Here is a 21677-nt window from a genome sequence, read left to right on the forward strand (position 1 = left end):
GAGTATTTATAAAATTAAAGTTAACGATTTTAAAATCAAAAATTAAAATCTTAAAATTATCAGAAATTAAAGAGGAAGGATCACTCTTGATTTTTATTGTTCTTAAAAGTTACCACCTGTTGCGGATACGGAATATCAATATTATCCTCATCAAAACGTTTTTTGATACTTTGCAGTAAGTCACAATACATTATAAACGCATCTGTAGAATTTTTCGCCCACGCCCATGCTTTTAATGTTACGCTTGAATCTGCCAGGGCTACAACACGAGCTGTCACCAATGTTTTTTTTTGTTTTTTATCTTCAGCCGTCCTGTTGTCTATAAATAGCGGATGTTTGGCTACTTCTTCTTTCATGATTTCCAACGCTTTTTCGATATTAGAATCATAACCAACGCCAATTTCTATTATTTTACAGGATTTTGTGTCGTGCATATTGGTATTAACAATAATCTGATTGCTAATAACAGAATTTGGAATTATGATTCGGTTATTTTCTGCATCTTTCAGGACTACTTGTCTCAAATTAATATCTTCAACTGTACCAACAAAATTATTGATGGTGATTTTATCATTAATTCGAAAAGGTTTAAAAATAACGAGAAAAATGCCGCTTACAATATTGCTCAAAGCTTGTTGAGACGCTAAACCAGCGACTAACGAAATTACTCCGGCACCGGCTAAAAACGAATGACCAATAATTTTAAATTCTGGAATTTGTATTAAAGCAAAGGCAAATCCTAATATATAGATTACAGTTATGATTAAGTGTTTTAAAAATCGAAAACCTGTCGCATCATATTCTTTATCGGTTAATTTTCGATACAAAAAATAACGAAGTACTTTGTCTGTAACAGCTCCCAAAACAATTGTAACAAGCCCAATTATAGTGATAATAATAAGTATTCTGAAGTCTTTTTCGTAATCGATCATGAGTTTTGAATTTTAAAAAATCCAAAAAACATATATTTAAAATATCGTTTTTTGGATTTCATAAAGTTAAGAAAAATGAAGTTTGTTTTATAAGCCTACGAAATCGTCACTTTTTGGGAAAATACTCAAAGCTTCAATTGCAATTGCTGGCGTTGGAGAAGCTAATTTGCGAAGTTTAGTATCCATCCAGGCACCATCAACTGTAATAACAGCACAAAGTGTATCATCTTCTCTTCTGAATTCGTGAACTATTGACCAACGAGAGGCATCAGCTTTCATTTTTGATGTTTTGGTGTGAAGGAATATCTTATCAGAAAGTTTTAATTCTTTCCTGAAAACACATTCTTCTCTAAATAAAACAGGTCCAAAACTTTGTGTTTGCATTACCTTTAGTGTCAGGCCCAGTTCTTCAAGAATTTCGATACGATGTTGTGCTCCAAAATCGTAATAAGCACTATGACGAACGTGAAAATTTGGGTCAAGATCAGACCAGCGAAAAGATATTTCTTTAATAAATGAAGCCATTTTATATTTGTATTTTAATGAAAATCGAAATTACAAATAAATTAGGAAACTGTTTGTTAGAAATATATAAAGTACTATTAAAATAAGAGCATAAAATTAATATCCTTTTTTAGAATAAATATTGAAGTTTTGAAATGAAATTTCGCCAAAATCCTTAACAGTTTTTAGTTTATCAACATCCGCAATAAGAGCTTCTGCATTAGGATCGTTACTTGTATTGAGAACATAATTGATAAAATGGTCTTTGTATAAATACCAATTGTTTTTGGTTTTGTTGAATTTGAATGTAATAATTTGTTCCCAATGATGACCGCCGGCGATTTTGTGTTCAATAGAAAAGTAACCGTTTTTTATGGAAATTCCGCTAAAAGGATCTCCAAAAACGCCACCGCAATCTATGCAATCAGCAACATTTTGGTTTTTATAAGCCAATTTATAACTTCCGTCTTTTTGACCTAATAAAAGCAATACGATTCTTTTGTCTGGTTTGCCTTCATCCATATTTGAAGTCGTTTCTTCAGTTGTTTTGCGTATAACCAAAATACAATCTTCGGTTTTGTCAAGGTTCAGGTTACCTTTTTTTTCTGCAATTGCTTCGTAACCTTTAGGAATAAATGACTTTAGTTTTTCGTTGCTGATATTGATTTTTTTATTAAAAGTATCGTGTTTTTTAACTATTGTTTTTTGCTGTGAATTTACATTCAAACTAAAAGCGAGTAATAAAAGTAGGATTGACGATTTCATTTTTTTTAAATTAGGTTACATTCACAAGATTTCTAAGTTGTCCCATTCGTATTCGATTTTGTTTAATCTCATATAGTAAGGAATAAGTAACAAAATTTCTAAACGAAACATAAAATGACTATTATTATTCATAAAAGGCAACACAAACATTGATGCTATGCAAATGACTACTCCGCAAATAGCATCAATTTTACCAATTGAGATTGCATTGGGTTTTTCGAACCAAAGAGAATAAGCCGCAAAACCTTTGAATATCATAATCGCAATAATAAATGCTCCAATTCCTGAAAAAGCAGTATTGCTGGAAAAACCATAAAGAGATAGATTTACGTTTGGGGTAAAAAGATTGATAATAGCAGATGCAACAGCGCAAATTGCCAAAACCATAAAAATCCAACAAAAAGTTTTAATCCACCATGGTAAAAGTTTTCTTCTTATTACGGGTACTTTGTCAAATTCATCAAAATGACTTTCTAATTCCTGATTCATTGTATCGGTTTTGATAGTTTTTTATTTAAAATCTTAGATCAATCGGGTAAGAATTAATATTAAGATAACGATTTGGATTCCCAAAATGATCCAGAAAAAATTTCTACTTGGTTGTGATGTATTTTTTAAGCCTGTAATCATTTTTTCTTTTACAATATCGGTAAAACTTACATTTTCATTTGTAAAATCAACATCATCAAGATTTACTTTTTTAAAACCATATATGATGATTTTCTTTAACCATTTGTTCTCGTTAGAATCTTTGAGTTCCTGAATTAATTTTAGTTGTAATTTAGTTTTATCAGTTCCTTTTTTAAATAAGTCAGGTTGTTTAGATTTTACTTTGTTAAGGACTTTATCAATGATCGGGAATAATAAAACCTCTCCTTTGTCTGATAATAATTTATGAATGATTTTTGACATTATGTATTTATTACCCAAAGCAAAAATTAAGAACGGACCGGCTAACAGAGTAATCATTGTTAAGCCAAAACCAATAGGTCTTAAGGCGAATAACAGCATTACTGCAGCTGATGCAGTTACGTGTCCCATTCCATGACCTGATTGATAAATAATAGTAAATAGGGTAAAAACACCTATAAGGGCATATAAAAATTGTCCGAGGATATTGATTTTAAAAAAGCTAAATGTTGCGCTGCTGAATAGTTTTGCAGCGTATTTTAAATTGTCATTCATTGAGTTGGTTTTTGGGTTTAGTTAAATTAGATGTTTTTTTTATGAGGTAAAAATATAGAAAAAATAGTACAAAGATTTAAAAGGTTTTTTATTTGTTAAAATGGTAATATAATCGAGGTTTTAGGATATTAAATTAAAAGTTATAAGTTTGATTCATCCTCTTTAACACTCAATTTTTTTACAATCCAGGGTAAAGTAAGACCCTGCCCAATAAGCGTCATCAAAACAACTGCTACAGAAATAAATATAATAACGGTTCGTTGCGGAAAAGGAGTTCCGTCCTCAAGTTCTTTTGGAATACCAATTGCAATGGCGAGAGAAACAATTCCACGCATGCCTGACCAGCCCAGGATAATACTATTGTTAAAGTCTAAAAGGGCATCAGCACTAATTTTTCTTTTTCGTTTGTTATTTTGAAATGCTTTTTGAAGATTTATTTTCTGAAGAAAAATCCTGACCATCCTAATCAATAAAGCTACAAGTGTAATTATAAAGGCATAGCCAATGTAAGGTAAGATCATATCATTGTCGATACCTTTTAGGATATATCGAAAATTAAGTCCGATTAAAATAAAGATTAAGCCATTCAATAAAAAAATGATAATATCCCAAAGACTTCGGGATTGATTTTTTAAGGTTTCAGGGAATATTTTTTTACTGAAACGAGCTATTGCTAAACCTAAAATAACTACGGCAATTACTCCCGAAACATGCAAATGTTCCGCAATAAGATACGTTACAAAAGGCATTAACAGCATGAAGCTAATCGTAACATTTATATTTTTATGGACTCTGTTTAATATAGAACTCAGAATTTTTGCCATAATAAAACCTACTAGAAAACCTCCACCTAATAAAAGTACAAATTGTAAAGTAGCTTTCCAGATTATAAATGCAGAACCCATTGCTGTGGCAATGGCAAATCGATATGCAACCAATGCCGATGCATCATTAATAAGGCTTTCACCTTCGAGTATGGTAATGGTTTTATGAGATATACCTAGTCCTTTTGTAATGCTTATGGCAGCAACTGCATCAGTGGCAGAAAGTATGGCTCCCAAAACGAATGCCAAAGGCCATGTCATATTAGGGATTGTGTAATGTGCAACGACAGCGATCCAAAACGTGGTAAGAAAAACCAAAGGGATTGCCAGTGTACTTATTGTACTAAGATTGGTTTTGAAGTGTTTTGGAGAAATATTAAAAGAGGCATCGTACAATAATGGCGGAAGAAATATCAGGAATATGATTTCAGGATTGATTTCAATTTCGGACATTGTTGGTATAAAACCAATTGCAACTCCTACTATAATAAGTAAAATGGGTTGCGGTAATTTTATAGTATCAGCAAAGGCTGACAATCCAATTACGATCGCAAGAATAAAAATAATAATGCTGTAATTTTCCATTTTTTGGATTTAGAAAAATGCTAATGTAATTAATTTCAATGTGTACAAAAAAATATTCTGGATAGAAGACTGTGAGGTAAGATTACTTGTTACAGAATTATTTTTAACTATCTTATTCTTTATTTTGGATACGTTTTTATTATTTGCCCTTTTTTGTTTAATAAATAATGTTTTTTATCTTTTGTCCAGGCTTCTCTTTTGTTGTTTTTTAGTTCGGTAATCGTTTCAAATTCCTGGCCGTATTGGTTTAAATATCCATTTTCTGTACTATTTCCTCCCCAAGTCCAATGTTTGTCAATTAATCCTTCGTATCCGCTTTCTTTTAGGATTTCATTTTTGGTTTTACCATTTTCATAAATTTTTTCTCCACCTATTGCATATTCAGAAATGCCATTAGAAAAAGGTGTTGCGAAATCATATTTGGCCTTAATTATTTTTTGACCATCTAAATTCGCAAAACCAAGTTTATCATTTTCTACAAATCTAAATAAACCTTCTTCTACATAATCAGGACCGTTGTCGTAAATGTATGGTTTTAGTATAACAAGGTCGTTTTTATCGATACCTATAAACTCAAATTCTGAATTTTGCACAATTGCCATTTTGTGTAAAGTGTCAGAACCATTTTGATATTTTGCTTTGATAACGATTTTGCCATTCAAAGATTTATAACCGATTAATTCCTTTCCGGAAGTAGAATCCACATAAGAAATTAAATAATCCTTATTGCCTTTTTTTTGACCAAAAGTTGCAATCGAGAGTAGTATTAATATAAGTGTAAATGCAGTTTTCATAATTATTAAAAATAGGGGAGAGCTTTTTGTTTTTACGTTTTTCTGAATGTAAAACTTTTTTAAGTCTATGGGTTTTTAATTCAGGTTACTATCATAAGCTCTAAAACTAGTAATTAAAGGCAATGGCTTCACTATGATTTTTTTTGTTGTCTTTTTTATAGTTTTTTCAGAACCTAAAGCTTTTGTTATTTCAGTTTTTACTCCCGTTAAAAGATTAAATTCAGTTTCAGTAGTTAAATTATTACCGTCCCACACGACGTTTGATATATGTCGTAATTCAAAATTTCCATTGTTGAATTTGAATGTATGTGTAAAGTGATTCTTTTTGATTTCGGAATACAAGTTCAAACCGCCATTTTCAATAGTAAAATCAGGAATTTGATTTCCTCCATATTTTCCATTTGGATATTGAGGTTCTATTAAATTTTTTGTGGATACGCTTAATTTATAGTTTCCGCTTTTTTGTAAAAAATAGATTTCTAATTTTAATGGCTGTGTTTGATTTATGGTATCCATTTTAAGTAAAACTTTATCAATTAGGCCATCATTATTTAGGTCACCTTCTTCGGTTCTTATAGTGATAGTGAAATTATCCTTTAACTTATGTGTTTGTGAGTAAAGATTGATTTGTGTACCAATAAATAACAACAAGATTAGTTTTTTTGTTGCTGTTTTTTCATAGTGTTTTATGGAGATATCGCATTTTAAAATATCTTTAAATACAAAAAGTCCTGTAATGATGATTGAACTAAAAATAAGGATGCTGTTGTCTTCCATGGGAATTAATTTTTACTAAGTTGTTTTTCTAAATTTTCAATTTCAGAAGGACCACTAAGATTTTTTTTAAATAATATTTCCGTTTTCACCAGTAAGGAAATGCCACGGAATTCCCATAGATCATTTTCGTATGAAATTCTTAAATCTGCATCTAATTTTTCATTTGTCCTGATATGATTTACTTCGAGATTGTAAAAATGAATCATTTCACGCCATTGTTTTTCCCTGTTTTTCATAGGTTTTGAGTTTTTCAAATATATAGTATTTTCCCGATAAAGTAATGAGTTCAGTCCAACAATGGCTTATTGTGAATTATAAAGTTCTTATGAATGCAATTGCCCTAGCCCCGATAGAAGCGGTATCCTTTTATGTCCGCCGCAGCGGCATAAAAGATATAGCGGATAGCGGGAAGCAGCTCCTGATAATGACACGTAACGTACTGATATGCCATGAATGTCAGGTTTTAAAAATGTCATGTTGTCAGATTGTTTTTATTGTGCCGACATGAAAACTGACAATTTACTTTGGTTTTTTATATTGGCACAAAGATTGACTTATGCCACCTGAGTTATAAATAGTATATCAAAATTAAATATATAAAAAATGGGTAAAATAATCGGAATTGACTTAGGTACGACGAACTCTTGTGTTTCTGTAATGGAAGGTAACGAAGCAGTTGTTATTCCTAACGCAGAAGGAAAAAGAACAACGCCATCTATCATCGCTTTTGTTGAAGGTGGAGAAATTAAAGTGGGTGATCCTGCAAAAAGACAAGCGGTAACGAATCCTACAAAAACGATTGCTTCTATTAAACGTTTTATGGGACACACTTTTGCTGAAACTCAGGAAGAGGCAAAAAGAGTTCCTTACAGTGTTGTAAAAGGTGACAACAATACGCCACGTGTGGATATTGACGGTCGTTTATACACTGCACAAGAATTGTCAGCAATGACACTTCAAAAAATGAAAAAAACTGCTGAAGACTATTTAGGTCAAACTGTAACTGAAGCGGTTATTACTGTTCCTGCTTACTTTAACGATGCACAACGTCAAGCTACTAAAGAAGCTGGTGAAATTGCTGGTCTTAAAGTTATGCGTATCATCAATGAGCCAACTGCTGCTGCACTTGCTTACGGATTAGATAAAAAAGGAACTGATCAAAAAATTGCTGTTTACGATTTAGGTGGAGGTACTTTTGATATCTCTGTTCTTGAATTAGGAGACGGTGTATTCGAAGTATTATCTACAAATGGTGATACTCACTTAGGTGGAGATGATTTTGACCAGGTTATTATTGACTGGTTAGCTGACGATTTCAAATCTGAAGAAGGTATTGATTTACGTTTAGATCCAATGTCATTGCAACGTTTGAAAGAAGCTGCAGAGAAAGCTAAGATTGAATTGTCATCTTCTGCTGAAACTGAAATCAACTTACCTTACGTAACTGCTACTGCTTCTGGACCAAAACACTTAGTGAAAAAATTATCTAGAGCTAAATTTGAGCAATTATCTGATACTTTAGTAAAACGTTCTATGGAGCCAGTTGCTAAAGCATTAAAAGATGCAGGTTTATCTACATCTGATATCGACGAAGTAATCCTTGTTGGAGGTTCTACTCGTATGCCAAGAATCGCTGACGAAGTAGAGAAATTCTTTGGTAAAAAAGCATCTAAAGGAGTTAATCCTGATGAAGTTGTTGCTATTGGAGCTGCTATTCAAGGTGGAGTTTTATCTGGAGATGTAAAAGATGTATTGTTACTTGACGTAACACCTCTTTCTTTAGGTATCGAAACTATGGGTGGTGTATTGACTAAATTAATTGAGTCTAACACAACTATTCCAACTAAAAAATCTCAAGTATTCTCTACTGCTGCTGATTCTCAACCATCTGTTGAAATCCACGTATTACAAGGAGAAAGAGCTATGGCTGCTGATAACAAAACTATCGGTCGTTTCCACTTAGATGGTATTCCACCAGCACCAAGAGGAGTTCCTCAAATCGAGGTTACTTTTGATATTGATGCAAATGGTATCATCAAAGTTTCTGCAACTGATAAAGGAACTGGAAAATCTCACGATATCCGTATCGAAGCTTCTTCTGGATTAACAGCTGAAGAAATCGAAAAAATGAAAAAAGATGCTGAAGCTAACGCTGACGCTGATAAAATAGCTAAAGAAAGAGCTGAGAAATTAAACGAAGCTGACAGCATGATTTTCCAAACAGAAAGTCAATTGAAAGAGTTAGGAAGCAAACTTGCTGACGACCACAAAGTTGCTGTAGAGTACGCTTTAACTGAATTGAGAATGGCGCACCAATCTCAAGACATTCCAGCTATTCAAACGGCTCTTGACAACATCAATGCAGCTTGGAAAACAGCTACAGAAGCTATGTACGCTCAAGGAGAACAAGGTCAACAAGCTGCTCCACAACAAGAGCAATCTGGAGACAATGTTGAAGACGTTGAATTCGAAGAGGTCAAATAATTACTGATTAACATCAGTTAATATTAAGTGTTAAACCGCTGTAAGCTAAATGTTTACAGCGGTTTTTCTTTTTTATTCTTTTTGGTTTCTGCTATTTTTTAATCGTTTTTTGCTATATATTTGTACCATATTTGTACCGGCACTTAAAAGGAGACAAAGTGGCACTTATGTCTACTTATGGTACCTTAAAGGGAGACAAAGATGATAAAAAGAATAAATAAACAATGTCTTAACTGCGGGGAGGATTTCCTGCCTAAAACCGTTGCTTCTCTTTACTGCTCACATAGATGCAGTAAAAAAGCATACAAACTCAAGATGAGGCGGCTTAAAATTGAAGACCAGGTCAAGGCGCTGGCAGATAAAATACCCCAGAGCAGGGCATTTCTTTCTGTCCCTGAAGCTGGCATGCTTTTTGGCATTGCCAAAAGAACCCTCTACAGGCTTGTCGGACAGGGAAAAATTCCGTCAGTTAATCTTGGAACCCGCCTTGTAAGGATAGACCGAAGCATCATGGAAGAGATGTTCGGCCCTGAGCGCAACCTTGTGCAGGCTGAGAGGGCACCGAAGAAAAAATTATACAGCCTTGAAAAAGAAGACTGCTATTCCATCGGTGAAATAGCTCAGAGATTTCAAATATCTGAAGGTTCTGTCTACAATCATATCAGGAAATATTCAATACCTACCAGGCAGATGGGAAAGCATGTATATGCTCCAAAAAGCGAAATTGATAACTTGTATAACGGAAATGATTTTATATGAAACAATTAGCAAAAACCAAGGTGACTGTGCGTCTTCGAAAAGCAGAAGACCGAAAGGAATGGTATGTCTACATAGAAAGCTATCCTGTTGAGGTTTGCGGAAAGAAAACACCCCAGAGAATCCGTGAATATTTAAACAGATCCGTAACAACAGTGGAGTGGGACAAGAATAGAACTGCCCGCACGGATGCAGAAGGCATAAAATCCTACAAACCCAGACGCAGCGATAACGGAATAATAATCTGCAGAAGCGAGAGCGACCGCGAGATAATGCTCTATGCTGACGCAGTGCGTAAAATCCGGCAGAAAGAATACGATAATACAGATCTGTACAGTGATGCTGAGAACCTATTGGCTGAGCAGAAAGAAAAAGGAAAAGAGGATTTTATTAAATACATTGCCGCTGTGGCGGCTAAAAGACACGCCCGAAGTTCAAAATCCATTATGATCAATTGGCAGCGGACCAGAGAATTTTTAAAAAGCTATTCCAAAGGCAGGCTGATGTTTTCCCAGATTGACGGCAGAATGGCGGAAGATTTTAAACTGTTTCTGCTGGCCGCTCCGCTCGGAGGAGGCAAAAAGGGAACCATTTCCCGCAACACTGCCGGAACGTATTTTTCCATATTTAAAGCCGCTTTGAAACAGGCTTTTATTGATGGATATTTAACCGTTGATTTATCTTCAAAAGTAAGAGGCATACCGGAGCAGGAATCAAGACGCGAATATCTTACCATTAAAGAATTGAACGGATTGGCCCAAACGCCCTGCGAAAAAGATGTCCTTAAAAGAGCCGCGCTTTTCTCAGCGCTTACCGGCCTGCGGCATTCCGACATTCAGAAACTCCGCTGGAAAGAGATAAGCCTGGAAGACGGCATGGCCAAACTGCATTTTACGCAGAAAAAGACAAGGGGTGTCGAATATATGCCTATTTCTGAGCAGGCTTTAGATCTCTGTGGAGAGCCAAGGCTTCCCGGGCAGCTTGTGTTTGAGGATCTGATGGACCCGTCGTGGATTTCACGTCCTCTGAAAAAATGGGTTGAATCTGCAGGAATTAAAAAAAACATTACCTTCCACAGCTTCCGCCATACATTTGCAACACTGCAGCTGTCCAGCGGGACAGACATCTATACGGTCAGCAAAATGCTGGGGCATACCAACGTAAAAACTACTCAAATCTACGCCAAAGTAATAGATGAGAAAAAAAACAGAGCTTCGCAGGCAATACAATTGGAATCTTTAAAGAAAAGAGCGCAATGAAAATAAAGTACTTCGAATATATTGCAGTTTACCTGTCTGTTTTTTTAGTCTGCGTCTTTGTCGGTGCAATCGGAAGACTGGTGCTGCTGGAAAAAGGCGCCGATGAATATACGGCCGGCGTTTTCTTTTGGATCAGCACTGGATTTGGAGTTTTAATGTTTGCAATTCTAAGTTTATTTCTAAACGATTTGGCTGAGAGATTGGTGAATCGTTTTTTGAAAGCTGAAAAAAATGAATTGCCTGAAAGTCGAATTCCAAATGAAAACCTTGAAAAAATAGAAGAGGAGCTTCAGGATGGTTTAATTAAGCCCGAAATGCCCGAAAATACAAATGCAGCCATCGATATTCAGCAGTTAAGGGAGGAGCGGCAAAATGCAGCCAGAAATCAAAAACAGGAAAGGATTGATACAGCCATCCGTTATGCACAGCAGGAGTTTGCGCTGTACTTGTCGGATGATGAGTTGAAGCAATTGGGAAAGAATATAATCATATATGCTGAAGGAATAAATTTTGAAAAGATTAAACCGGTAAAAGTAAAAGATCTGTCCAATCTCGATCTGTATCATTTTGGCTGGAATATCTGGAATTGTTTTAAAGTCAGCAGGCAGGACAGAGCTGCACAATTTTTAAAACTGACTTTTGCTGACGCTTTAAAAGATGTTGAGCAGAACAGCATTAAAACGCATCTCAAAGATGATGAACAGAAAGGTCTTATAAAGATTATGGAAGATTTTACCGATTTTTAAATGCCGATACTGGTAAATCACTGTGTTTTTTAGGTGTTTTTGTTGTGAAGAAGGACACAGCAGAAACACTTTTTTCATTTGCATCATAACTATTAAAAACGACGGCTATGGATATAAATGAAATCTCTTTTGAGAACCTACCCAAAGCAGTAGCGCACTTAGTGAAAGAAATTGCAGAGATTAAACTTATGATTCAGAATGTGCAGGTATATGAATCGAAAGACAAAAGTATTCCTGTCGGTATTGAACAAGCAAGCCGGCTGATTGGAAAAGCAAAGCCTACAATTTACGCTCTTGTAAGGCAGAGAAAAATACCTTGCTATAAATATGGTAAAAAGCTGTATTTTTTTGAAGAGGAACTTTTAGACTGGATTTCTAAAGGGAAAAAGAAAACAATACACGAAATCGAATCAGAAGTATTGAAGTATAATGATAATCGAAAAAAAATAGAGGGATAACAGCTAGTAGCAAAACTTGTGTCACTCTAGTAGATCATCAAAAAGCATTTAATACAAAGCGATATGTTATATGTAAATGAATTTGAACAAAAAATCCTTAAAAATCTAAATTTTTAAGGATTTTACTTTTTATAGTGACAGGGACAGGACAAATTTCAACACTTTTTATGGATGATTTAAAGAGATTGGTTTATTACAGGTAGGCACTGTCTTTCATTGACTTTACTAATTTGGTTTACATGTCTTGTTGAGTAATGTCTTTTTGGTCATATGATAATACATAATGTACTTAAAAAAAATCTTTATAAATCTTAATATGACAAAATTGTAATTATATCTGCTGAGATAAATTTGCCGATAAGATTAATAAATTAATTAAATTAATGAGTGTTAAAGTTTTTTTTAAAAAAATAACTAAATTTTAACATTGTTTGATTATTTATGATAAATTTGATTCTTCGATAAATACCCAAGCCTATGAAAAATAACTTTACTTTTAAATTAATGTGGTTGCTTTATATTTTTTCATCTAATATTAAAGAACAGACCCAGTTTTCGAGCACTATCTTCAAATTTATTAAGTATTCAAATAAAAGTTATTTAATCAATTGACAGCTTCAATTATTAAAAAAAAGAATTACGCCTGGTTAATTTCTGAAAATAATAATAAACTACTTTTTTGATGTTTCAATATTTATATTAAAGCAAATGTCTATTATTTTCTATAAAAACAGAAAATAATCCCAATAAATTTAGAAAATCCAACTAATATATCCATTATGATGAGAAAATTTTACTTATTAATTTGTTTAATGATTGTTCAATTGGTGGCCTATGGGCAGACCAAAACACTCGATTTTGCCAATCTTGTGAGCAATTCAAATGGAACACAGTTGGGAACAACATCTTTTACGCAGACGACTGCTGCTCAAGAAAGTTGGACATTTACAATGTTGGCTAATAGCCCAGCTTTTTTTTCATATAATGACCAAACACTATGGCTCCAGTCTGGCGATCCAACGGCCACGCCTATTGGAAATGCGAAAACATCCATAAAGCGGGCTGATGGTCAGAATTTTAATTTTAATACGATTAATTTTCAAACCTTTAGCCAGGATCAGTATTTAACAATTGAAGGCAAAAAAGCGGGGGCGATAAAAAACACCCAAAACGTTTATCTTGCAGCTGCCAATACATCTTATCCATATAGTTTTACTGGCTGGACGGATATTGATGAGGTGGTGTTGACCATCACTACAAATGCTCAATTTCCAAATAATACCAGTGCATCCGATTTTTATGTGGGCGTAACAAGCTTTACTTATGATCCTTCTCCAAAGATTATTACAAATGCGCCAACACCTGTAGGTGGTACCACTGCAACCTTTAATGGGAATTTGGTAAGCGCTGGTTTTGCTACAGTAACAGAAAAAGGCTTTGTTTATTCAGCAACCCTTAATCCTACAACTGCCAATACCAAAATAATAGTTGCTGGAACAACAGTAGGTACATATTCATATAATGAAACAACACTGTCGAGTTCTACAACTTATCATGTACGTGCTTATGCCATAAATAGTGTTGGTACTGCTTATGGAGTGGATCAGCAATTTACCACTTCTGCACCACCAACGGTAACGTCTTTGAGCCCAACTAGTGGCCCGACCGGTGGAGGCACTAGCGTGACCATTACCGGCACCAGCTTCACCGGGGCGACGGCTGTGACCTTTGGCGCTACGGCGGCTACAGGCTTTACCGTTAACTCGGCAACACAGATCACAGCGACCGCACCGGCAGGAACAGGTACCGTTGATGTGCGCATCACTACAACAGGAGGCACCAGCGCGACCAGCGCCAGCGACCAGTTCACCTATGTCGCAAGACCAACTGTAACGGCCCTGAGCCCAACCAGCGGCCCGACCGGTGGAGGCACTAGCGTGACCATTACCGGCACCAGCTTCACCGGGGCGACGGCGGTGACTTTTGGCGCTACGGCGGCTACAGGCTTCACCGTTAACTCGGCAACACAGATCACGGCGACCGCACCGGCAGGAACAGGCACCGTTGATGTGCGCATCACTACAACAGGAGGCACCAGCGCGACCAGCGCCAGCGACCAGTTTACCTATGTGGCAAGACCAACGGTAACGGCCCTGAGCCCAACCAGCGGCCCGACCGGAGGAGGCACTAGCGTGACCATTACCGGCACCAGCTTCACCGGGGCGACGGCGGTGACTTTTGGCGCTACGGCGGCTACAGGCTTCACCGTTAACTCGGCAACACAGATCACGGCGACCGCACCGGCAGGAACAGGTACCGTTGATGTGCGCATCACTACAGCAGGAGGCACAAGCGCAACAAGTGCCAGCGACCAGTTCACCTATGTCGCAAGACCAACGGTAACGGCCCTGAGCCCAACCAGCGGCCCGGCTAGTGGAGGTACTAGCGTGACCATTACAGGAACCAACTTTAGTGGGACTACCGCGGTGACCTTTGGCGCTACGGCGGCTACAGGCTTCACCGTTAACTCGGCAACACAGATCACGGCGACCGCACCGGCAGGAACAGGCACCGTTGATGTCCGCATCACTACAGCAGGGGGCACTAGCGCAACCAGTGCCAGCGACCAGTTTACCTATATCGCCGCACCAACGGTGACGGCTTTGAGCCCAACCAGCGGCCCGACCGGTGGAGGTACTAGCGTGACCATTACTGGAACCAACTTTAGTGGGACTACGGCGGTAACCTTTGGTGCTACGGCAGCTACAGGCTTCACCGTTAACTCGGCAACACAGATCACGGCGACCGCACCGGCAGGAACAGGCACCGTTGATGTGCGCATCACTACAACAGGGGGCACAAGCGCAACCAGTGCCAGCGACCAGTTTACCTATGTCGCCGCACCAACGCTAACGGCTTTGAGCCCAACCAGCGGCCCGACCGGTGGAGGTACTAGCGTGACCATTACTGGAACCAACTTTAGTGGGACTACGGCGGTGACCTTTGGCGCTACGGCGGCTACAGGCTTCACCGTTAACTCGGCAACACAGATCACGGCGACCGCACCGGCAGGAACAGGCACCGTTGATGTGCGCATCACTACAACAGGAGGCACCAGCGCGACCAGTGCCAGTGACCAGTTTACCTATATCGCCGCACCAACGCTAACGGCCCTGAGCCCAACCAGCGGCCCGACCGGTGGAGGCACCAGCGTGACCATTACAGGAACCAACTTCAGCGGGACTACCGCGGTGACCTTTGGCGCTACGGCGGCTACAGGCTTCACCGTTAACTCGGCAACACAGATCACGGCGACCGCACCGGCAGGAACAGGCACCGTTGATGTGCGTATCACTACAGCAGGAGGCACCAGCGCGACCAGTGCCAGCGACCAGTTTACCTATATCGCAAGACCAACGGTGACGGCTTTGAGCCCAACCAGCGGCCCGGCTAGTGGAGGTACTAGCGTGACCATTACAGGAACCAACTTTAGTGGGGCTACGGCGGTGACCTTTGGCGCTACGGCGGCTACAGGCTATACCGTTAACTCGGCAACACAGATCACGGCGACCGCACCGGCAGGAACAGGTACCGTTGATGTGCGCATCACTACAGCAGGGGGCACCAGCGCGACCAGTGCCAGCGACCAGTTTACCTATGTCGCAAGACCAACGGTGACGGCTTTGAGCCCAACCAGCGGCCCGGCTAGCGGAGGTACTAGCGTGACCATTACAGGAACCAACTTTAGTGGGACTACGGCGGTGACCTTTGGCGCTACGGCGGCTACAGGCTACACCGTTAACTCAGCAACACAAATCACGGCGACCGCACCGGCAGGAACAGGTACCGTTGATGTGCGCATCACAACAGCAGGAGGCACCAGCGCGACCAGCGCCAGCGACCAGTTCACCTATGTTCCAAGACCAACGGTAACGGCTTTGACCCCAACCAGCGGCCCGGCTAGCGGAGGTACTAGCGTGACCATTACAGGAACCAGCTTCACCGGGGCGACGGCGGTGACCTTTGGCGCTACGGCGGCTACAGGCTACACCGTTAACTCGGCAACACAAATCACGGCGACCGCACCGGCAGGAACAGGCACCATTGATGTGCGCATCACTACAACAGGAGGCACCAGCGCGACCAGCGCCAGCGACCAGTTCACCTATGTCGCTGCACCAACGATAACAGCAACAGGAACTTTAAGTGCTTTCACAACTACTTATGGTACAGCTTCATCTTCAACAAGTTTTACAGTTTCTGGAGTAAACATGACCGCAGGTGTATTGGTTAGCCCACCAGCAGGTTTTGAGGTAAGTACAGATAATATTACATTTAGCAATACTATTATAGCAGGATCTGCTGGTGTAATATCACAAGTTATTTATGTAAGATTAAAAAACACTGCCGCTGCCAATACTTATGCAGGCACTAATGTCACATTGAGCAGTGCTGGAGCAGCTAATGTAATTACAGCTATACCAAGCAGTACAGTTGCTCCATTGACTATTGCCGTTACTACTGATGCTAAAAGCAAAACCTATGGTGATGCTGATCCTGCACTGACTTATACTTTTGCTCCGGCACTAGTTGGAACAGATACTTTCAATGGAGATTTGACAAGATCACCTGGTGAAAATGTCGGTACATATGCAATTAACCAAGGAACGCTTGCATTAAACGGTAACTATACTTTAACTTATATCAGTGCTGATTTAACGATTGGTGCAAAAACAGTGACGGTAACAGCTGCTGCGAAAAGCAAAACTTACGGGGATGCTGATCCTGCACTGACTTATACTTTTGCTCCGGCACTAGTTGGAACAGATACTTTCAATGGAGATTTAACAAGATCACCTGGTGAAAATGTCGGGACTTATGCAATTAACCAAGGAACGCTTGCATTAAACGGTAACTATACTTTAACTTATATTAGTGCTGATTTAACCATTGGTGCAAAAACAGTGACGGTAACAGCTGCTGCGAAAAGCAAAACTTACGGGGATGCTGATCCTGCACTGACTTATACCTTTGCTCCGGCACTAGTTGGAACAGATACTTTCAATGGAGATTTAACAAGATCACCTGGTGAAAATGTCGGGACTTATGCAATTAACCAAGGAACGCTTGCATTAAACGGTAACTATACTTTAACTTATATTAGTGCTGATTTAACCATTGGCGCAAAAACAGTGACGGTAACAGCTGCTGCGAAAAGCAAGACCTATGGCGATGCTGATCCTGCACTGACTTATACTTTTGCTCCGGCACTAGTTGGAACAGATACTTTCAATGGAGATTTAACAAGATTACCTGGTGAAAATGTTGGGACGTATGCAATTAACCAAGGAACGCTTGCATTAAACGGTAACTATACTTTAACTTATATCAGTGCTGATTTAACGATTGGTGCAAAAACAGTGACGGTAACAGCTGCTGCGAAAAGCAAAACTTACGGGGATGCTGATCCTGCACTGACTTATACTTTTGCTCCGGCACTAGTTGGAACAGATACTTTCAATGGAGATTTAACAAGATCACCTGGTGAAAATGTCGGGACTTATGCAATTAACCAAGGAACGCTTGCATTAAACGGTAACTATACTTTAACTTATATTAGTGCTGATTTAACCATTGGTGCAAAAACAGTGACGGTAACAGCTGCTGCGAAAAGCAAGACCTATGGCGATGCTGATCCTGCACTGACTTATACCTTTGCTCCGGCACTAGTTGGAACAGATACTTTCAATGGAGATTTAACAAGATCACCTGGTGAAAATGTCGGGACGTATGCAATTAACCAAGGTACACTTGCACTAAATGGCAACTATACTTTAACTTATATTAGTGCTGATTTAACGATTGGTGCGAAAACGGTTACGGTAACCGCGGCAGCGAAAAGCAAAACTTATGGCGATGCTGATCCTGCTTTGACTTATACCTTCGCTCCGGCACTAGTTGGAACAGATACTTTCAATGGAGATTTAACAAGATCACCTGGTGAAAATGTCGGGACGTATGCAATTAACCAAGGTACACTTGCACTAAATGGCAACTATACTTTAACTTATATTAGTGCTGATTTAACGATTGGTGCGAAAACGGTTACGGTAACAGCTGCTGCGAAAAGCAAAACTTATGGCGATGCTGATCCTGCTTTGACTTATACCTTTGCTCCGGCACTAGTTGGAACAGATACTTTCAATGGAGATTTAACAAGATCACCTGGTGAAAATGTCGGGACGTATGCAATTAACCAAGGAACGCTTGCATTAAACGGTAACTATACTTTAACTTATATCACTGCAGATTTAACCATTGGTGCAAAAACAGTGACGGTAACGGCTGCTGCGAAAAGCAAAACTTATGGTGATGCTGATCCTGCTTTGACTTATACCTTTGCTCCGGCATTAACCGGAACAGATATCTTCACGGGAAGCTTGGCCAGATCACCTGGTGAAAACGTGGGAACTTATTCGATCAACCAGGGTACACTTGCACTGAATGGCAACTATACCTTAACTTACATCAGTGCTGATTTAACGGTCGGTGCAAAAACTGTTACGGTAACGGCTGCTGCGAAAAGCAAAACTTATGGTGATGCTGATCCTGCTTTGACTTATACCTTCGCTCCGGCACTAGTTGGAACAGATACTTTCAATGGAGATTTAACAAGATTACCTGGTGAAAATGTCGGGACGTATGCAATTAACCAAGGAACGCTTGCATTAAACGGTAACTATACTTTAACTTATGTTGGTGCTGATTTAACGATCGGTGCGAAAACAGTGACGGTAACAGCTGCTGCGAAAAGCAAAACTTACGGGGATGCTGATCCTGCACTGACTTATACTTTTGCTCCGGCACTAGTTGGAACAGATACTTTCAATGGAGATTTAACAAGATCACCTGGTGAAAATGTCGGGACTTATGCAATTAACCAAGGAACGCTTGCATTAAACGGTAACTATACTTTAACTTATATTAGTGCTGATTTAACCATTGGTGCGAAAACGGTTACGGTAACCGCGGCAGCGAAAAGCAAGACCTATGGCGATGTAGACCCTGCACTGACTTATACCTTTGCTCCGGCACTAGTTGGAACAGATACTTTCAATGGAGATTTAACAAGATCACCTGGTGAAAATGTCGGTACGTATACAATTAACCAAGGAACGCTTGCATTAAACGGTAACTATACTTTAACTTATATCACTGCAGATTTAACCATTGGCGCAAAAACGGTAATGGTAACGGCTGCAGCGAAAAGCAAAACCTATGGCGATGCTGATCCTGCATTGACTTATACCTTCAGCCCGGCACTGATTGGAACAGATACTTTTACAGGAAACTTAAGCAGGGTTGCTGGCAAAAACGTGGGAACTTATGCAATTAATCAAGGTACTCTTGCCTTAAGCGGAAATTATACTTTGGCTTATACAAGTGCTGATTTGACGATTGGAAAGAAAACGATAACCGTAACTGCTACATCGAAAGCAAAAGTGTATGGTACTACTGATCCTGTATTTACTTATTCGGTTTTGCCAAACCTAATAAATGGAGATGCATTTAATGGAGTACTGACAAGAGCACTAGGAGAAAATGTAGGGACTTATGCAATTAGTCAGGGAAGTTTGAGTGCAGGTAATAACTACACTATTACTTATGCTGGTAACGATTTCACTATAACTAAAGCTGATCAAACAATTACCTGGAATCAAACTTTAGTATCTGGTTGTGATGGAGAAGCTACAATTATATTAACAGCTACGTCCAGTAGTGGTCTGGCTGTAAATTATACTTCTTCTAATAATAATATTGCAACTGTATCAAATAGTTTATTAACTATTAAAGATTATGGCTCAGCCATTATCACTGGTTCACAAGGGGGAAATAACAACTATAATGCTGCTCCGGCAGTAGTATTGCCTATAGTAAATAGTGAACCTAATTTAATTAGAAAACAATTTGAAGATGTTATTTTCTTTGATAATAGTTCAAAAAGTTTTAAATCATACACCTGGTACAAAAATGGAGTTTTAGTTCCTGGTCAAAATCATCAGTATTACAAAGAAAATGGGGATTTAAATGGAAGTTATTATGCAGTGGCTACAAAACTAGATGGCACATTGATTACTACTTGTCCGTTAACTTTATCTCCAACAGTAGAGGAGCAATATATAAGAATTTTTCCAAACCCTGTTAAAACAAATGCGAGTTATCAACTTCTTACCAATGTACCTTCTTCAAGCTTACAGAATGCTCGAATTGAAGTGTATAGTATAGGTGGTTTGTTAATAGATAATAAAATAACTAGTGAGAGTACAGTGACTTTAGAAGCACCAACTGCTGAGGGAATTTATATTCTAAAAATGACCTTAACAAATGGGAAATATTTTACTAAAAACATTCTGGTTAAAAATTAAATAATCAAGAGTATGAAATCCTCATTTTTATAAATGAGGATGGATTATTCTAATGAAAAAAACAATTATGAAATTGAATGTAAAAAATACAATTGGGATAACAGCTTTTTTAATTTCACAAGTAATGTCTGCACAGTTTTATGTAGGTGTCCAATCAGGAGCAGGAAGCATTCTAAGTAATATTAAAGCGACATCTGCCAGTTATGAACTTGGAGGTGCAATAAAAGTGGGGTATATTTATTCTTTAAGCAATCATATCGGAATTGGTACCGGGATAGAATTTTCTCAGTACAAACAGGATGTTTTCTTAAGTAATTCATCGGCAACGCTCAGTAATTATGAAGTAGATCCTTCTACTTCTGCTTTTGAATATAGGATTACAGCAAGTAATTATAAAGAAAGACAAACCTTGCATGCTATTCAAATTCCACTTTTCGTACAGTACAAAATGAATATTAATAAAGGAATTGATTTTAATTTTAGAGCAGGAGCGAAGTACTTTTTACCTGTGAATTATAAAATAAAAGCAACAGCAACTAATGTAAATGGTACGGGTTATTATCCAGATGTTAATTTAACTATTGATGACTTACCAGAGTATGGTTTTGGTAGTCAAAGCAATTATTCAGCATCTGGTGAATACGAAACTAAGGGTATCGTAATGAGTATGTTTGAGTTGGGTTTTACATTTGATATGGGGGCAAAAAATGCATTATATGTAGCAATGTTTCTTGAAAATGGGTATGGTTCTATTGTTGATCAGAATAAAGATGAGTCTTACATAGGATATAACCCAACATCAGTTGCAGATAGAAAAGCCAATGGATTGTACAGCACGGATGAAAATGCAAAAATTCGTCCTGTTGCCTTTGGGGTGACATTAGCATGGAATTTTAAATAAATTCATTTTTTTAAATTATAAAAGGTCTTGACTTATAATCAAGATCTTTATATGGATCATAAGATATAATGTTTCCAAAAGTTTATTGAAATTCGTTTCAATAAACTTTTTTTATTTAGGAAAAACTCAAAAAAATGATATCCAGCATTTAAAAGTATCCCAACTGTTAAATGGCAGATACAACAAAGTTTTAGAACTTGCTTATAATAGTTTCGAACCTAAACTTCTTAGATCCTTATTTTACTTGCGTTCTATTTTTTTTAAATATTTCAACTTTTTTC

General features: G+C 38.0%; 16 protein-coding genes. 7 read left to right on the plus strand and 9 right to left on the minus strand.

Features of this window, described 5'->3' with window-relative positions; translation table 11 throughout:
• Positions 1 to 80: 80 nt before the first annotated feature.
• From B0M43_RS12970 to B0M43_RS13010, 9 genes are all read right to left on the minus strand, one after another.
• On the minus strand, positions 81 to 932 hold the full coding sequence (locus B0M43_RS12970) for a mechanosensitive ion channel family protein (RefSeq protein WP_078008046.1): 852 nt from the start codon (positions 930 to 932) through the stop codon (positions 81 to 83).
• Between the two features lie 87 nt (positions 933 to 1019).
• Positions 1020 to 1457, minus strand: coding sequence for a thioesterase family protein (locus tag B0M43_RS12975; RefSeq protein ID WP_065447490.1), 438 nt, complete (start codon positions 1455 to 1457; stop codon positions 1020 to 1022).
• 96 nt (positions 1458 to 1553) lie between these two features.
• Complete coding sequence (locus tag B0M43_RS12980) at positions 1554 to 2201, minus strand: hypothetical protein (protein ID WP_078008045.1); 648 nt, start codon at positions 2199 to 2201, stop codon at positions 1554 to 1556.
• A gap of 21 nt (positions 2202 to 2222) precedes the next feature.
• Positions 2223 to 2690: a hypothetical protein gene (locus B0M43_RS12985; RefSeq protein ID WP_078008044.1), complete on the minus strand. Its 468-nt coding sequence runs from the start codon at positions 2688 to 2690 to the stop codon at positions 2223 to 2225.
• Between the two features lie 33 nt (positions 2691 to 2723).
• Positions 2724 to 3386 (minus strand): hypothetical protein, encoded by a 663-nt coding sequence (locus tag B0M43_RS12990; RefSeq protein ID WP_078008043.1) that lies wholly within the window; start codon positions 3384 to 3386, stop codon positions 2724 to 2726.
• 140 nt (positions 3387 to 3526) lie between these two features.
• Positions 3527 to 4795, minus strand: a complete 1269-nt coding sequence (locus B0M43_RS12995; protein WP_078008042.1) for a Na+/H+ antiporter — start codon at positions 4793 to 4795, stop codon at positions 3527 to 3529.
• 119 nt (positions 4796 to 4914) lie between these two features.
• Positions 4915 to 5589, minus strand: coding sequence for a WG repeat-containing protein (locus B0M43_RS13000; protein WP_078008041.1), 675 nt, complete (start codon positions 5587 to 5589; stop codon positions 4915 to 4917).
• Between the two features lie 75 nt (positions 5590 to 5664).
• Entirely contained in the window at positions 5665 to 6366 is a 702-nt protein-coding gene (locus tag B0M43_RS13005) for a hypothetical protein (protein ID WP_078008040.1), read from the minus strand.
• A 5-nt stretch (positions 6367 to 6371) separates the two neighbouring features.
• Positions 6372 to 6602, minus strand: coding sequence for a hypothetical protein (locus B0M43_RS13010; protein WP_078008039.1), 231 nt, complete (start codon positions 6600 to 6602; stop codon positions 6372 to 6374).
• A 367-nt stretch (positions 6603 to 6969) separates the two neighbouring features.
• On the opposite strand from B0M43_RS13010, the gene dnaK reads away from it, so the two are divergent.
• The 7 genes from dnaK to B0M43_RS13045 all read left to right on the plus strand — a co-directional run bounded on the left by dnaK (position 6970) and on the right by B0M43_RS13045 (position 21396).
• Positions 6970 to 8850, plus strand: coding sequence for a molecular chaperone DnaK (gene dnaK / locus B0M43_RS13015; protein ID WP_065447498.1), 1881 nt, complete (start codon positions 6970 to 6972; stop codon positions 8848 to 8850).
• 201 nt (positions 8851 to 9051) lie between these two features.
• The gene (locus tag B0M43_RS13020) at positions 9052 to 9609 is read left to right on the plus strand and encodes a helix-turn-helix domain-containing protein (RefSeq protein WP_246860108.1); all 558 of its coding nucleotides are present in this window, start codon (positions 9052 to 9054) and stop codon (positions 9607 to 9609) included.
• On the plus strand, positions 9606 to 10865 hold the full coding sequence (locus B0M43_RS13025) for a site-specific integrase (protein WP_078008037.1): 1260 nt from the start codon (positions 9606 to 9608) through the stop codon (positions 10863 to 10865). Before B0M43_RS13020 ends, B0M43_RS13025 begins: the two co-directional genes overlap by 4 nt.
• Positions 10862 to 11611, plus strand: a complete 750-nt coding sequence (locus B0M43_RS13030; RefSeq protein ID WP_078008036.1) for a hypothetical protein — start codon at positions 10862 to 10864, stop codon at positions 11609 to 11611. Before B0M43_RS13025 ends, B0M43_RS13030 begins: the two co-directional genes overlap by 4 nt.
• Before the next feature lie 107 nt (positions 11612 to 11718).
• Positions 11719 to 12069 (plus strand): helix-turn-helix domain-containing protein, encoded by a 351-nt coding sequence (locus tag B0M43_RS13035; protein ID WP_078008035.1) that lies wholly within the window; start codon positions 11719 to 11721, stop codon positions 12067 to 12069.
• Positions 12070 to 12881: 812 nt separating this feature from the next.
• Positions 12882 to 20495, plus strand: coding sequence for an MBG domain-containing protein (locus B0M43_RS13040; protein WP_144825144.1), 7614 nt, complete (start codon positions 12882 to 12884; stop codon positions 20493 to 20495).
• 67 nt (positions 20496 to 20562) lie between these two features.
• On the plus strand, positions 20563 to 21396 hold the full coding sequence (locus B0M43_RS13045; RefSeq protein ID WP_168199938.1) for an outer membrane beta-barrel protein: 834 nt from the start codon (positions 20563 to 20565) through the stop codon (positions 21394 to 21396).
• Positions 21397 to 21677 lie beyond the last annotated feature (281 nt).

Source organism: Flavobacterium sp. KBS0721 (assembly GCF_002007065.3).
In the GTDB taxonomy this organism is placed as follows: domain Bacteria; phylum Bacteroidota; class Bacteroidia; order Flavobacteriales; family Flavobacteriaceae; genus Flavobacterium; species Flavobacterium piscis.

Coding starts and splice junctions, on each gene's coding strand:
- B0M43_RS12995 (WP_078008042.1), bottom strand. CDS start 4,795: ATGGAAAATTACAGCATTATTATTTTTATTCTTGCGATCGTAATTGGA.
- B0M43_RS13010 (WP_078008039.1), bottom strand. CDS start 6,602: ATGAAAAACAGGGAAAAACAATGGCGTGAAATGATTCATTTTTACAAT.
- dnaK (WP_065447498.1), top strand. CDS start 6,970: ATGGGTAAAATAATCGGAATTGACTTAGGTACGACGAACTCTTGTGTT.
- B0M43_RS13040 (WP_144825144.1), top strand. CDS start 12,882: ATGATTGTTCAATTGGTGGCCTATGGGCAGACCAAAACACTCGATTTT.
- B0M43_RS13025 (WP_078008037.1), top strand. CDS start 9,606: ATGAAACAATTAGCAAAAACCAAGGTGACTGTGCGTCTTCGAAAAGCA.
- B0M43_RS12970 (WP_078008046.1), bottom strand. CDS start 932: ATGATCGATTACGAAAAAGACTTCAGAATACTTATTATTATCACTATA.
- B0M43_RS13045 (WP_168199938.1), top strand. CDS start 20,563: ATGAAATTGAATGTAAAAAATACAATTGGGATAACAGCTTTTTTAATT.
- B0M43_RS12980 (WP_078008045.1), bottom strand. CDS start 2,201: ATGAAATCGTCAATCCTACTTTTATTACTCGCTTTTAGTTTGAATGTA.
- B0M43_RS13020 (WP_246860108.1), top strand. CDS start 9,052: ATGATAAAAAGAATAAATAAACAATGTCTTAACTGCGGGGAGGATTTC.
- B0M43_RS13030 (WP_078008036.1), top strand. CDS start 10,862: ATGAAAATAAAGTACTTCGAATATATTGCAGTTTACCTGTCTGTTTTT.
- B0M43_RS13005 (WP_078008040.1), bottom strand. CDS start 6,366: ATGGAAGACAACAGCATCCTTATTTTTAGTTCAATCATCATTACAGGA.
- B0M43_RS12990 (WP_078008043.1), bottom strand. CDS start 3,386: ATGAATGACAATTTAAAATACGCTGCAAAACTATTCAGCAGCGCAACA.
- B0M43_RS12975 (WP_065447490.1), bottom strand. CDS start 1,457: ATGGCTTCATTTATTAAAGAAATATCTTTTCGCTGGTCTGATCTTGAC.
- B0M43_RS12985 (WP_078008044.1), bottom strand. CDS start 2,690: ATGAATCAGGAATTAGAAAGTCATTTTGATGAATTTGACAAAGTACCC.
- B0M43_RS13035 (WP_078008035.1), top strand. CDS start 11,719: ATGGATATAAATGAAATCTCTTTTGAGAACCTACCCAAAGCAGTAGCG.
- B0M43_RS13000 (WP_078008041.1), bottom strand. CDS start 5,589: ATGAAAACTGCATTTACACTTATATTAATACTACTCTCGATTGCAACT.